13 protein-coding genes are annotated in these 13307 nt (G+C 37.0%); 2 read left to right on the top strand and 11 right to left on the bottom strand.

All coding sequences use genetic code 11. From position 1 onward, the window contains the following. Positions 1-15: 15 nt before the first annotated feature. The 7 genes from J2Z38_RS00590 to J2Z38_RS00560 all read right to left on the bottom strand — a co-directional run bounded on the left by J2Z38_RS00590 (position 16) and on the right by J2Z38_RS00560 (position 6386). Positions 16-756, bottom strand: coding sequence for an LrgB family protein (locus J2Z38_RS00590; RefSeq protein WP_209771156.1), 741 nt, complete (start codon positions 754-756; stop codon positions 16-18). A 1-nt stretch (position 757) separates the two neighbouring features. Then, the gene (locus J2Z38_RS00585) at positions 758-1105 is read right to left on the bottom strand and encodes a CidA/LrgA family protein (protein ID WP_209771153.1); all 348 of its coding nucleotides are present in this window, start codon (positions 1103-1105) and stop codon (positions 758-760) included. A 536-nt stretch (positions 1106-1641) separates the two neighbouring features. Next, positions 1642-2583, bottom strand: a complete 942-nt coding sequence (locus tag J2Z38_RS00580) for a P1 family peptidase (protein WP_209771151.1) — start codon at positions 2581-2583, stop codon at positions 1642-1644. Further along, entirely contained in the window at positions 2583-3260 is a 678-nt protein-coding gene (locus tag J2Z38_RS00575; protein ID WP_209771149.1) for a hydrolase, read from the bottom strand. Before J2Z38_RS00575 ends, J2Z38_RS00580 begins: the two co-directional genes overlap by 1 nt. Continuing rightward, on the bottom strand, positions 3261-4421 hold the full coding sequence (locus tag J2Z38_RS00570) for a nucleotide sugar dehydrogenase (RefSeq protein ID WP_209771146.1): 1161 nt from the start codon (positions 4419-4421) through the stop codon (positions 3261-3263). 31 nt (positions 4422-4452) lie between these two features. Next, complete coding sequence (locus J2Z38_RS00565) at positions 4453-5502, bottom strand: hypothetical protein (RefSeq protein ID WP_209771143.1); 1050 nt, start codon at positions 5500-5502, stop codon at positions 4453-4455. A gap of 74 nt (positions 5503-5576) precedes the next feature. After that, complete coding sequence (locus J2Z38_RS00560; RefSeq protein WP_225304692.1) at positions 5577-6386, bottom strand: putative ABC transporter permease; 810 nt, start codon at positions 6384-6386, stop codon at positions 5577-5579. Between the two features lie 287 nt (positions 6387-6673). Between J2Z38_RS00560 and J2Z38_RS00555 the strand changes: the two genes are divergently transcribed. Beyond that, complete coding sequence (locus J2Z38_RS00555) at positions 6674-7924, top strand: PDDEXK-like family protein (protein WP_209771136.1); 1251 nt, start codon at positions 6674-6676, stop codon at positions 7922-7924. A gap of 392 nt (positions 7925-8316) precedes the next feature. Here the strand turns inward: J2Z38_RS00555 and J2Z38_RS10610 are convergent, their stop codons facing one another. The 4 genes from J2Z38_RS10610 to pflB form a co-directional block, all read right to left on the bottom strand. Beyond that, on the bottom strand, positions 8317-8448 hold the full coding sequence (locus J2Z38_RS10610; RefSeq protein WP_263641979.1) for a hypothetical protein: 132 nt from the start codon (positions 8446-8448) through the stop codon (positions 8317-8319). Positions 8449-8518: 70 nt separating this feature from the next. Continuing rightward, positions 8519-9199 (bottom strand): Crp/Fnr family transcriptional regulator, encoded by a 681-nt coding sequence (locus tag J2Z38_RS00550; RefSeq protein ID WP_209771134.1) that lies wholly within the window; start codon positions 9197-9199, stop codon positions 8519-8521. 9 nt (positions 9200-9208) lie between these two features. Further along, a complete protein-coding gene (gene pflA, locus J2Z38_RS00545) occupies positions 9209-9928 on the bottom strand; it encodes a pyruvate formate-lyase-activating protein (protein ID WP_209771132.1) in 720 nt (239 codons plus the stop codon). Between the two features lie 22 nt (positions 9929-9950). Further along, entirely contained in the window at positions 9951-12206 is a 2256-nt protein-coding gene (gene pflB, locus J2Z38_RS00540) for a formate C-acetyltransferase (RefSeq protein WP_209771130.1), read from the bottom strand. Between the two features lie 346 nt (positions 12207-12552). Here pflB and J2Z38_RS00535 point away from each other — a divergent pair, with 346 nt between their 5' ends. Further along, a complete protein-coding gene (locus J2Z38_RS00535; RefSeq protein ID WP_209771128.1) occupies positions 12553-13305 on the top strand; it encodes a class I SAM-dependent methyltransferase in 753 nt (250 codons plus the stop codon). The last annotated feature ends 2 nt before the right edge of the window (positions 13306-13307 follow it).

Raw genomic sequence — 13307 nt, 5'->3', positions numbered from 1 at the left:
TAAACCTATGAAATATTAGAAAAATAAAATTATAAATAATGGCATCAAGATAACAGTGCAAATACCAGCTACTGCTATAGATAAACCACTCATAGCTCCTTCAACTTCGCCCATTTCGATAGCCTTAGATGTACCCATAGCGTGGCTTGATGTACCAATACCAATACCTTGGGCAACTGGGTCTTTAACCCTCATTACCTTCATGACTGTTGGGGCAAAGATTGCACCAACAGTTCCCCTTAGGATAACTGTGATGGCAGTAATGGCCGCAAAGGTCTTAATAGTCACTTCATCAGCCCCAAATTTCGCCACATATTCCTCTGTTAGGGATTTAGCGATTGGAGTTGTTACAGATTGTGGCATCATTGAAAGTGTCAAATCTCTATCAAAGCCAAAGACCTTTGATAAAAGATAGGCTGAAAGGATAGCCACGAAAGATCCAACAAAAACACCAATTAAAATTGGGATTAGGTTGGCCTTTAATTTTTCTATATTTCTGTAAAGACTTACTACTAGTGCAACTGTAATTGGGGCAATCATAAAGGAAATATAGTGGCCGCCCTTGTTGAAGTTTTCATAAGAAATTCCTGTTAATTTTAGGAAAGCTATACAAAAAACAATAGCTAGTAGAAGTGGGTTTAGGATGGCAACCTTAGTTTTTTTGTTAATTACCATTCCTATCCTAAACATAACTATACTTAGGACAATCCCGAAAAAATCATTATCTGCTACATATGTATTTAAAAAATCACTCATTTTATTTCCTCGCTTTCTGTACTAGTTCAACGATTTTGGCTGTGACAGCCATGGTGATGAGGCAAGAAACGGTCATAACTATTAATATTTTTAGGGCATTGTCTCTAATCACATCAAATTGTACCATAAGGGCAACTCCAAGTGGTGTGAAGGTAAAGGCTAGTATTGATGTTAGAAAATCAGATGTTTCCCCAATATCGTCTACCTTTAAAAACTTGCAGCAAAGGGCAATAAATAAGAAAATCATACCAAAAACTGGTTCTGGAATTGGTAGTCCTGTTAATTTCTTAGCAATAAAGCCCAACAATAAGAAAAAAAGTATGTAACAAAATTCTTTTAAATATTTCATATATTCTCCTAAAATTTTCAAAAATAATACAGTATCGTCCTTTATATTCAGCTAGATTTCTTATGTGAACATTCTAACCACCCCTTTTGTCATAAATTTCTGTTTTGAAAATTAGATTCACAAATAAAAACGATAAATATCAAAAGAATAAGATTTAACAAGTAAAATTAAAAACATTATTGGATATGTAGAGATTAATTTATCATTTTTATTTTACATGACAAAAATTATCACCTTTTATATTATCATTTTTTTTCATTATATCATAATTTTTTGTTAATGAAAAGGTTTTTTGATATTCCTAGTAAAACGCTATAATATAGGAAATTTATACGAAAAAACGTGTTTTTTTAAAGACTCTAATGGCTTTAAGATTTTATGGCCTAAACTGTGGCGAAATTTTTTTATTCAAGCTAAAAAAAATTTTTTAAAAAAATCCTAACTGGGATTTGCTAAGCTTTCCTAAAATTTTATATAATGTGCCAAGAAATAAGGACTAAATTTACAAATTTTCCCAAGAAAAAAAGACTAGATGACTAGTCTCCTTTATTCTTATTTTCGCCTAGGCTGTAAATAGAATTGGAAATGGCCATAGACATGACCTCTGCGGCGAGTGCCCCAACTAGGTTTATATTCGCCTTAATTTTATTAGTCGCTATGGAAAAAATTGTATCCCCATCAAAAAGAGTGTGGACTGGGTTTATGGACCTGGCGTAGCCGTCGTGGGCCATACCGGCAATTTTTGTAAGCTCGGTCTTAGTAAAAGTTCCATTTGTTGCGACAGCACCGATTGTGGTGTTGGATGGCTTTATATCAGAAAATGAACCTAGGATTTGGTCGATAAAATCAATTGTCTTAAGCATTTTTCCATCCTTAGTAGGTCCTGCGATTTGGACTCCCTTATGGTAGTCGAAAATATCTCCAAAGGCGTTTACAGCAACGATTGCTGATACAACTAGGTCACCTTTTTTAATAGAAGCTTGGCCTAAACCGGATTTTACCAAAAATTCTGGACCAAGGGCTTTTCCAACTGTTGCCCCTGTGCCTGCACCCACAAGGCCCTGGCTCTTATCATCATAGGTCGCAGATTCAAAGGCTTTTCGGGTCATGGCTGCGTCTGGCCTTGCCTTGGGATTTTTGTAGGCTAGATCAAATAAGACTGCCTGGGAAATGATTGGCACGACTCCAACTCCCACATCGAATCCTATGCCTTCTTTTTCTAAAATTTTCATAAGGTGGCTTGCCGCTTCGAGTCCGTAGGCAGATCCTCCTGACAAAATTATGGAAGAAACTTCAGAAACCTGGTTTAGGGGATTTAAAAGGTCGGTCTCACGTGTGCCCGGAGCCCCTCCCCTCACGTCAACACCAGCTGTGTTTCCAGGATCTGGCAGAATTATGGAAAGGCCTGTGCCCCCTTCAAAGTCCTGCCCGTGGCCCACTTTTATATTTCCAACATCTGTAAAATATCCACCGTACATTATATATCCTCGTTTCTGTACTTATCCATCATAGAACCAAAAACATCGGATGAAGATGGTGGAGTGTAGGAAATGGCATTTGCTCCAGCACTTATAGTCTCAAGTATGGATTCTCCGTCCTTGCCACCTGTGGCAATTATCGGAAAATCGTCCCCAATATCATCCCTGATGTGGCGAACAAGATCAGCTGTATATTTACCGCCTGAAACATTTAAAATCTCAGCACCCGCCTTGATTTTCTCCTTATAATCATCTTTCAAAGACGAAATTGTGGCTATGACTGGTATGTCGACAAACCTTGAAATTTCCCTAATATCTTCGTGAGGTATTGGTCCATTTACAACAACCCCATAGGCACCGGCAAGCTCTGCATAATAGGCAACAAATCTCGACCTAGGTCCTTGGGTAGTGCCACCCCCAACTCCTATAAAACATGGAACTGAAGCTATGGAAATGATCGCTTCAGTGATGGAATTTAGAGGTGTGTATGGGTAGACCGCCATGATTGAGTCAGCGTTTGAATTTCTAATTATGGCAAGGTCGGTAGTAAAAAGTAGGGATTTGATCCTCTTATCGAAGATTTTGATTCCGCTTGCCTTGTAGATTTCTTCTGGCACAGAAATAAATGATTTTCTGAGCTTTGAATGAACCTGGGGCACTTTTTTCTTTTCTGTCATCTAATCCCTCTCAAATAAATCTCTAGTATAAAGCTTGTTTTTCACATCTTTTAGGTCGTCTTCGACCCTGTTTGCTATTATCAAATCAACTTTCTTAAAATCATCTAAATCACGAATTAATTTCATACCCTCAAAGTCTTCTCCATCCAAGTTTGGTTCGTAAATTACAATATTTGCTCCCTTTGCCTTGAGGTTATTTATTACATCAAAAATGGCAGACTTCCTAAAATTATCCGAACCTTTTTTCATAACCAACCTGTAAACCCCAATGGTTTGAGGATTTTTAGCCAAAATATCCTCTGAAACATAGTCCTTTCTGACTTCATTTGAGTCGATAATTGACTTGAAAAGGGCTGACGGAATTTTGTCAAAATTAGCATATAATTGCTTTGAATCCTTTGGCAGACAATAGCCCCCGTAGCCGAAGGATGGGTTGTTGTAGTGGTTTCCAATCCTAGGATCTGCTGAAACTCCCTCGATAATTGACTTAGAATCAAGGCCCTTGCCTAGGGCGAAGTTGTCAAGTTCGTTGAAAAATGCCACCCTCATTGCAAGGTAAGTGTTGGCAAAAAGTTTAACTGCCTCAGCCTCACTTCTTCCCATCAAAATCACTTCTGGATTATTTAGGGCTTCTTTTTTGTAAAGATCGGCGATTTTTTGGCCAATTTCAGTCTTATCTGACACGATAATCCTTGAAGGGTGGAGGGAATCGTAAAGGGCCCTGCCCTCTCTTAAAAATTCTGGGGAGAAGATTATATTTTCACACCCATACTCCCTATTTTTCCCTTCGGTATAGCCGATTGGAATAGTTGATTTTATAAGGATTGGCAAGTCTTTCCTGATTTCTTTAATCATTTTTATAGCGTCATCTATAAAGGAAGTGTCAAAAAATTCTTCCACCTCATCGTAGTTGGTTGGAAGGGCCAAAATTACTAGGTCAGCATCCTTAAAGTCCTCTTGCCCACTATTTTTGGCAATTAGGTTTAAGTCCTTATTTGCCAAATAATCTATTATGTAATCGTCCTTTAATGGCGATTTTTTATTAATAATGAGGTCAACCTTTACTGGGTCAATTTCTATGCCCACAACCTCGTTTGATTGGGCCAAAAGAACTGCGTTTGATAGGCCAACATAGCCCATGCCCATTACTATAATTTTCATCATTGCTCCTTATTTTTAACTTTCTTATACTTTACATTCTTTCAAAATATTTACAATTTTGAAAAACGATAGCCTCATAGGGCCTTAAAAGTGTGGTCCTATAAAGGGTGCGGTGGGTCAAAGACCCTGCCAAAAAGTCATAGTCCTTGTAATCCATCACCTTATAGGCCAAATCTAGGAGGACCTCCTTTTCGGAAAAATTTGCCATATACAAAATCTTTTTCCCCTCGCCTTCCCTAATAAAGGCCAAAACATCAGCTTCCTTTGGCAAAATTTTTGTCATTTTTTCTAGATTTTGAATTTTTTCTTTAAGAGCAAATAAGGCTCGCAAAAATTCTATATCATTAAAATCTAGCCGATTTTCTTCTATAAACAAAGTCCCTTTCAAAAAGAAAAGGGTCATCAAAATTAACCTTTTGGCAGCTTGGGGATAATTTTCAAAGTTAATTCCCTTTTTTGGAAAATTTGAAAAAGATAAAGCGAGACCTGCTCCAGCGTCCGCAAAGTCCCTTGAAAACTTAAATAAATTCCCAATTTCCCCTTTTGACCTAACCAAAGAAAGGGCAGAAAAATTGGGATTTGCCAGGGCGATTTGGGTCTTTTGACTAGGATAAATTTCCGCCATGGCGAGAACTTTTTTATTAAAAAAAGTATTTTTATTTAGTTCCCTACAAGCTTCAAGGAGGTCCCTTTCGCCAATTGCAAGGCTTTCAAGGCCGCAGAAATCAAAGGCTTTTATCCCATGTTTAATAAGGTAAGAAATGAAATGATAAAGACCCTGCCTGATTTTCGGGTCGGCAAAGTCTATATTCAAAGGGTCTTCTCCTAAAAGTTTGGCCATTACCGTACCAATATGGAAAGATACGACCAGGCCAAGGCCGTTTTTTTCGTAGAAATGATTTAAGGAAAAAAGACCCTCAAGCTCTTTTTCATCAAGCCTTTCAAAGGGCCTAAGAAGAAGATAATCAAGACCCAAAGCCTGGTAAAATCTAATATTAACTTTTAATTTTTTATCCTCCCTGAGGTCGGTTATTAAAATTATCTTATCCTTCATTTTTAAATCATTTCTATTTTCACCCAAAAAACTTCTTTTAGCTTAATTATACTCTTTTAGTTCTTTGCTTTTATTCTAAAACAAAAAATAGGACCTAAGCCCTATTTTTCAATATTTTTTCCTATTTCTTTTATATCCCTATCTATTTTATCTAGGTCTTTATCAACTTTATCTACAAAATCTTCAATCAAATTAGGGAAGGCCTTGATTAGTCTTCTTTCACCTATCTTATCGAATTTACTGATAAGATCAGCTCTGATTTGGCTACGTTTAGCCTCAATTTCTTTGACCCTTGGTCTGTCTTTGATTTCCTCGCTCTTTTCCTTGATAGACATGGTCCTGTCATAGACACGCTTGCCAATATCATCTGAAACCCCTCTAATATCCGCACTTGCGGCTTGAAGTTTCTTAAATTTCTTATTTAGTCCAACCAAGGTAAGGATGGTTTGAGCCATATCTACAGCAAAAATAGCAAGTAAAATTATATTTCCATAAAAAATAAATTTTGGATTTAAAAAGGCAAAAAATCTCACAATCAAAGGATGGACTGCCTCATACAAAACAAAGCAGGCAAGGCCCCAAAGGATTGAAAATTCAAGGCAAATATAGCCGCCAAGATTAAATCTCATGTCAGAATAATCCCACCATTTTTTGTGGAAAATCTTCTCCAAAAGAAAGCCTCCAACAAGCTCAAGGGCTGTGGCTATAAAAATCGATCCAAAAAATAAGTATAACTTATTGGTTTTTGCTATATCAGTCAAAAACAAAATTACACCCAAGGCCCCAAAACCGTAAATCGGACAAAGCGGTCCGTTTAGAAAGCCCCTATTAATAAAACGCCCAGTCTTCACCGCCTGGTAGGAAACCTCCATAATCCAACCAATAAATGCATAAACAAAAAAATATCCAATGTAATAAATAATAAAATCATCTCCTTTATTTTTACTATGTTAAATTATTATACCCCGAATTGAAATTGAGACAAAAAAGTGCCCAAGTCTTGGCTGGGCACTCTTTTGATTACATTTATTAAAATATCAAAAATATTCTATTACAATCCATTTTAATACATTCTACAAAAAGATTTGTCAAGAGTATAAATTGTTTTTCTTAAATTAAAGATTATAATCATACCAACACAATCTAATAGATTACACAATAACTAAAACAAGTTCTAAATATTTTTAAGAGGGTTTTTATGGATAAATTTTTTTACGGGCTAGAATTAATCTACAACAAATACAAACTTTTGGATGGGATGAAGTCGGATTTTAATATTTTTTCCCAGCTTTTAAATCCCTATGATGAAGTTAACCTCCACTCCAAACTTATTTATTCGATTTTAAACGATTGCAAATTTAAAAAAGAATTTATGCTGAGCTTTTTAAAGACCACAGGCATTATATCAGCTGATGATGTAAGTCCTGATGATCTTAAAATTACAGATGTTGAGAGGGAAAAGGATTTTTCAAATGGACGATTGGACTTGTTTTTTTCTTGCAATGTCAAGGATAAAAAGTATGTAATCATCATTGAAAATAAAATTTTTGCTGGCGACCAATATAAGCAGATGGACAGGTATATAAAATTCGCTGACAGATGCTCGGCCGATATCAAGAAAGTTTTTTACCTGACTCTACTGGGCACTGCTCCTTCGGAAGATAGTGCAAGTAATTTAGACAAAGTGAATTTGATTTCCTATTACAATGAAATTTTAACTTGGATTGAAAATTGTATTAAAATTTCTGCTAGAGAGCCTGCCCTTAGGGAAGTGCTTATTCAGTATGCAGACTTATTAGAAAAAATAACTGGAAAGGATGTAGATTATACTATGGATGTTACGAACTTTTTATTGGAATCCCCTGAAAATTTCAATATAGCAAACAGCATACAGCCTGCTATCATTGATGCCAAGACATACCTACAGATGAGTTTTTGGACTAAACTTGAAAAATCTCTAGACGAGATGTTTAAAAATTTTCCTGGGCTCAACTACAGAAAAACCGATCGCGGCGAAGACCTGGGAAAAGTTAATCCTTGGTATTCGAAAACCATTATTAAAAATTACTACAACAACATGAGAAACTCCTCGTATTATGGAGTTATGTATTACTTATATAATAGAGATGACCTGGGCGATTTGTGCTTTAAGATTGAGTACAATAAATCTGATTCTTTGTTCTACGGTCTCACCTTGCAAGCACCAGGAGTTAATGAAGATAAGTTAAAATCAGCTAGTGAACTTAAAAACAAGCTTGAGCCCCATGATTATAAATTTTCAGATTGGTGGTTTGGATGGAAATATCTTAAGGTCAACGAAAAATATTTTGACTTTATGAATATGGACCCTGACCTTGTCTATATCCTAATGGACAACGATAAGCTTGATGAGCTTATTAAAAAAATTACAGAAGAAGTCGAAGGCTTTGTCCATATGATTGTAGATTAATCTTGTCCTATGATTAGTTTTTATAAACAAGCTGATTATAAAATATAATTCTTATTCTAAAAATACCTATTATTAGCAAATTAAACAAATTCTATTTTCAAACTCTCAAAGGCAAAAATATTGCCTTTAAAGAGGTGAAGTCTGGTGAGGATAGTTCCGTACAAATCGTTGAACATTTCCCAAATCTAAAAATTCAAGTTGTCAATCATTTTGGCGACTTCTCAATCTACATGGAATAATTTTTACAAGCAAAGGTGATGTTGCAGAATAGGTAAATCCATTCTGCAAGATCACCTTACTTAAATATTGGGTCAATTTTATTACAAATGTACCCTTTTTAACCTATTTTGTTTCCAAGACTATAACATTTGAATTTGCAAGGATTATTAATGTTAATCGTGGTCGGTGATTGGCTCTTCGTCGTTGTCGATTGCTTCCTTTACGGTTTCTTCTACCTTGTCTTGAATTTCTTCGTTGTCTATGTGCGACCGGTCGATTAGTTTGTTTAATCTTACTTTATTCATATTTCCTCCATTTTATCATGATACTAGAAGAAAATTCTTTAGCAAAATAAAGAAGACTTCCTAGCATAAACTAAGAAGTCATCTTTTTTAAGGCATTCATATTTTTTATTAGGACTTCATTTCTTCCGATTGTTTCAATTAGTCCCATCTTTTCAAAGGAAGAAAGTTTTCGGGAAAGAGTCTCCCTTACAACCCCCGAATAAGACCCTAATTCCTCTCGGCTAAGGTGGAAGGTGACTAAAACTCCTTCTTTTTTGACAATACCAACGTCTTCTGCCAAATCTAGGAGGAGTTTTGCAACCTTCATGTCGGCATTTTGGGTCGAAAGCCTGTCTATAAGTTCTTCGGACCTTCTTATTCTCCTAAAAGACTGGTCTAGGATTTTAATTAGGACTTGGTTATTGTTTTTCAAAATATTATTAAAATCAATTTTAGAAATGATCAAAAGTTTTGCCTTGGTAAGGGCCTTGGCCTCATAGATGTAGGATTCATCTGTGAGGAGGTTGTGGGCACCAACAAAGTCTTCCTCCCCGTAGATATACAAAATCTGTTCCCTGCCGTCTGATAGGTAGGTAGAAATCTTTATAAAACCTTCGAGGATTATATACATAAAATCGGCCTTGTCATTAAAGGAAAAAATCACATCGCCTTTTTTATAGACAAGGACTTGGGGCCTATACCTGAACCTTGCTAATTCTTCATCTGTCAAAAAAGCCAAAAAGCTTTCTTCATCTTTTTTGTAATATGTCATATCTTGCTCCTACAAAGATTTTAACATATTATTAGCATAGATTTCAAAGTCTTTTGCCTTATTTTTGTCCATGGCCTCCATATTTTCTAGCCTGTAGGCCTTGCCCAGGTCGGTGTACTTACAAATTCCCATCTTGTGGTAGGGAAGGATTTCTATCTTGTCAATATTTTTCTTTATTGGCCTTATAAAATCAACTAGGCCTTCCATATCCTCTTTTGTATCTGTCACAAAGGGCATCATTACATGCCTTATCCATACCCTGGTGTCGGTTTTTTTGATTGCATCCATAAATTTTATGAGCTTATCTTGGTGGTTTTTGGTTATTTCTTCAAAAAAATATGGGTCGTAGTGTTTTATGTCTAGAAGGATGAGGTCGGCTTCCTTGGCGATCTGATCATAATAACCAAGGTCTCCCACGCCTGATGTGTCGATTGCAACGTGTATGTCTTCATCATGGAGGGCCCTGATTGCCTCAAGAACAAAGGCCCCACTTGCCAGAGGTTCGCCACCTGAAATGGTGACTCCGCCTCCTTTTTTGAAGTAGGGCTTCATTCTTTTGGCCCTTTTTACCAAGTCCTCGACAGTAATTTCTGTCCCGTAGTCCATGGACTGTGTGTCAGGATTGTGGCAAAATACACATCTTAGTGGACATCCAGAAAGGAAAAACACTGTCCTTATGCCAGGTCCGTCTACTAGACCCATTGTTTCTATAGAATGTAATTTTGCCATAGGGCCTCCTTTTATTAAAATATTATTGGTGGTTGTGGAAGGTTCTTTCTAGAACTTCTCTCTTTTGTTCATCTGTAAGTCTGTTAAAGTGAACAGCATAGCCAGAAACTCTGATTGTAAGGTTTGGATACTTATCTGGGTTGTGGTAGGCGTCTAATAGTTTTTCCCTTTGAAGGACATTGACATTTAGGTGGAAGGCATCTTGGCCGAAATATCCGTCCATGATATTAACCAAGTTGTCAATCCTCACATCTTCTTCCTTGCCTAGGGCATCTGGCACGATTGAGAAGGTGTTTGAGATACCGTCTTCGCAGACACACTCATAAGGAAGTTTTGCCACTGAGTTTAGGCTTGCTAGGGCACCAGACTCGTCCCTACCGTGCATTGGGTTTGCACCTGGAGCAAAGGCTTCGCCTGCCTTACGGCCATCTGGTGTTGTACCTGTCTTTTTACCATACATTACATTTGATGTAATTGTAAGGGCAGATAGGGTTAATTTAGCATTTTTGTAAGTTGCGTGTTTCTTAAGTTCATTAGAGAAATAGGTTAGGATGTCAACAGCGATTTGGTCTACCCTGTCATCATCATTTCCATATTTAGGGAAGTCACCCTCTGTTTCAAAGTCGATTGCTATACCATTTTCATCCCTAACTGGTTTAACTTTTGCATACTTAATTGCAGATAGGGAGTCAGCTGCGATTGAAAGTCCTGCCACACCTGTTGCTAGGTTTCTCTTTACATAGGTATCATGAAGAGCCATTTGACCTGCTTCGTAAGCATACTTATCGTGCATAAAGTGGATAACATCTAGGGTCTTTACATAAAGACCTGCTAATTCTGCTAGGACTTTTTTGTAATTTGCAAGGACTTGGTCATAATCAAGGTATTCTGTATTGATTGGTTCAATATCATCAAAGACCCTAATTAGGCTACCATCCTTGTTTTTCTTCTTTTCATCAACTCCCCCATTGATTGAGTAAAGGAGTGATTTTGCAAGGTTGGCACGAGCACCAAAGAATTGCATTTCCTTGCCAACTTCCATAGCAGATACACAACAAGCTATGGCATAGTCATCGCCGTACATATTTCTCATTAGGTCATCATTTTCGTATTGGATAGAATCTGTAAGGATTGAAACCTTAGAACAGAATTTCTTCCAACCTTCAGGAAGTTTTTCTGCCCAAAGGATTGTCATATTTGGTTCTGGAGCAGATCCTAGGTTTATTAAGGTGTTTAGGTATCTAAAGGCTGTCTTTGTAACAAGAGTCCTACCGTCAAGACCCATACCTCCGATTGATTCTGTAACCCAAGTTGGGTCTCCACCGAAAACTTCATCATAGTCAGGAGTTCTTAGGTGGCGAACAAGTCTTAGTTTGATAACAAGTTGGTCAATTATTTCTTGAGCCCCAACTTCATCCAAGATGCCCCTGTCCATATCTCTCTTGATATAAATATCTAAGAAACCTGCATTTCTACCAATTGACATGGCTGCACCGTTGTTTTCCTTAACAGCTGCAAGGTAGCCAAGGTATAAAAATTGAGCAGCTTCTGTCGCATTTGTAGCTGGTTTAGAAATATCAATACCATACTTAGCTGCCATATTTTTTATCTTGCCAAGGGCTCTTATTTGCTCGCTAACTTCTTCCCTTAGTCTGATTGTTGCTTCTAGGTTATTTTCGTCAATTTCGATCTTATCTAAATCTTTTTTCTTCTCTTCAACTAGCCTATCGATACCATAAAGGGCAACTCTCCTGTAATCGCCGATTATCCTACCACGACCATAGGCATCTGGTAAACCAGTCAAAAGACCAACAGTCCTTGCCTTTCTCATATCAGCAGTATAGGCATCAAAAACACCCTCATTGTGGGTCTTTCTAAATTCCTTGAAATATTTTGCCTGAACTGGGTCCATCTCTTGGCCATAGGCTTCAAGTGATTGTTCAACCATCCTGTAACCACCGTATGGATTTACAATTCTCTTAAGGACTTCGTCAGTTTGAAGGCCTACAATTACCTCGTTGTCCCTATCTATGTAGCCAGCGTCAAAGCCGTCTATAGATGAAAACCTACTTGTATCAGCATTCCTATAAGATTCTCTGATTTCTTTGTTAATTAAATCTTCTACAACATCAAATAATTTTGTAGTCTTTTCGCTTTTTCCAGCTAAAAATTCATCTCCACCTTCATATGGGGTGTAATTTTCTTGGATAAAGTTACGAACATTGATTTCATCTTTCCAAAGTTCGCCCTTAAATCCATCATATGCTTTTACTTCCATTTTTACCTCCTAAAATTTATTTTGAAAAACTGAAGTTTTTTGTTATCTGCCCCTATTTTATAGTGAAAAAACTTTCTTGTCTGTGATTTGAATCACAAGGTGTTTTTTTCTGCTAAAAAATAGAGATAGTTATAGTTTTAAAGGGAAAGAAAAATCCTAGATGCAAATGATTTGACAAAAATTTGAATTTTTAGTAATATTTGTATGGATGAAGGGCCAAGGGTTAAATCCATGAAGGACTTACCAAGAAGGTAAACCTAGCCTAGAATCATTGATTTATCGGCATTCATGAAGGGTGTCTTATTTTCTATGGGAAAATAGGGCACCTTTTTTTATTGGAGGAATTATGAATCTTACTATAGATAAGTATTGGCAAAATAGGGCCAAGACTTATGACGATGGGGTCCAAGAGGAAATCGATCACGGTCACAAGGATGACTGGACCAAGCTTTTTTCTGCCTACCTGCCAGAAGATTTGACTGACAAAAAGGTCTTGGACTTAGGTTGTGGACCTGGTTTATTTTCCCTACTTATGGCGGAGAAAGGTGCAGCAGTCACCGCCTTTGATAAGTCGGAGAAAATGCTAAAAATGGCCAAGAAAAACCTCAAGGCTTTTGAGGGAAAAGTTACATTTGTAGAGGGCGATTGTGAAGAAGTTTCATTTGAAAACGAGTCTTTCGATTACATTTTGTCAAGAAACCTGACTTGGATGTTATCCTTTCCTTCTACAACCTACAAACTTTGGAAGTCCTACCTCAAAAAGGGAGGCAAGCTAATTATTGTAGATGCCCCTTGGTATTCCTATGTTTGGTGCGAAAATTATTCCAAACTTGCGGCAAAAAATCTCAAGGAAGGGATAAATTCTGGCTATGATATGAGGGTTTCTTTTGAAGAGGCGGACCAATGCGAAAATCTGGCCAAGGATATGCCCATGACCTATGTAAAAAGGCCGGACTTTGACCTGGCTATTTTAAATAAAATTGGCTTTGAAAGTATTGAAATCAAGAAAAATATTGACCCACTTGTCTATGACGAGTCCTTTCAAATAGCCTACAGGTCCTCGCCTTCCTTTATAATTGTGGCTAAGAAAGGAGGATGATT

The organism is Anaerococcus degeneri, assembly GCF_017874475.1.
In the GTDB taxonomy this organism is placed as follows: Bacteria; Bacillota; Clostridia; order Tissierellales; family Peptoniphilaceae; genus Anaerococcus; species Anaerococcus degeneri.
This window is presented reverse-complemented; position numbering and strand designations above follow the sequence as displayed.

What these genes read in the sequence shown, in the direction of transcription:
- pflB (WP_209771130.1), bottom strand. Translation starts at nt 12,206, where the DNA reads ATGGAAGTAAAAGCATATGATGGATTTAAGGGCGAACTTTGGAAAGAT.
- J2Z38_RS00580 (WP_209771151.1), bottom strand. Translation starts at nt 2,583, where the DNA reads ATGTACGGTGGATATTTTACAGATGTTGGAAATATAAAAGTGGGCCAC.
- J2Z38_RS10610 (WP_263641979.1), bottom strand. Translation starts at nt 8,448, where the DNA reads ATGAATAAAGTAAGATTAAACAAACTAATCGACCGGTCGCACATAGAC.
- J2Z38_RS00575 (WP_209771149.1), bottom strand. Translation starts at nt 3,260, where the DNA reads ATGACAGAAAAGAAAAAAGTGCCCCAGGTTCATTCAAAGCTCAGAAAA.
- J2Z38_RS00570 (WP_209771146.1), bottom strand. Translation starts at nt 4,421, where the DNA reads ATGAAAATTATAGTAATGGGCATGGGCTATGTTGGCCTATCAAACGCA.
- J2Z38_RS00590 (WP_209771156.1), bottom strand. Translation starts at nt 756, where the DNA reads ATGAGTGATTTTTTAAATACATATGTAGCAGATAATGATTTTTTCGGG.
- J2Z38_RS00550 (WP_209771134.1), bottom strand. Translation starts at nt 9,199, where the DNA reads ATGACATATTACAAAAAAGATGAAGAAAGCTTTTTGGCTTTTTTGACA.
- J2Z38_RS00585 (WP_209771153.1), bottom strand. Translation starts at nt 1,105, where the DNA reads ATGAAATATTTAAAAGAATTTTGTTACATACTTTTTTTCTTATTGTTG.
- pflA (WP_209771132.1), bottom strand. Translation starts at nt 9,928, where the DNA reads ATGGCAAAATTACATTCTATAGAAACAATGGGTCTAGTAGACGGACCT.
- J2Z38_RS00555 (WP_209771136.1), top strand. Translation starts at nt 6,674, where the DNA reads ATGGATAAATTTTTTTACGGGCTAGAATTAATCTACAACAAATACAAA.
- J2Z38_RS00535 (WP_209771128.1), top strand. Translation starts at nt 12,553, where the DNA reads ATGAATCTTACTATAGATAAGTATTGGCAAAATAGGGCCAAGACTTAT.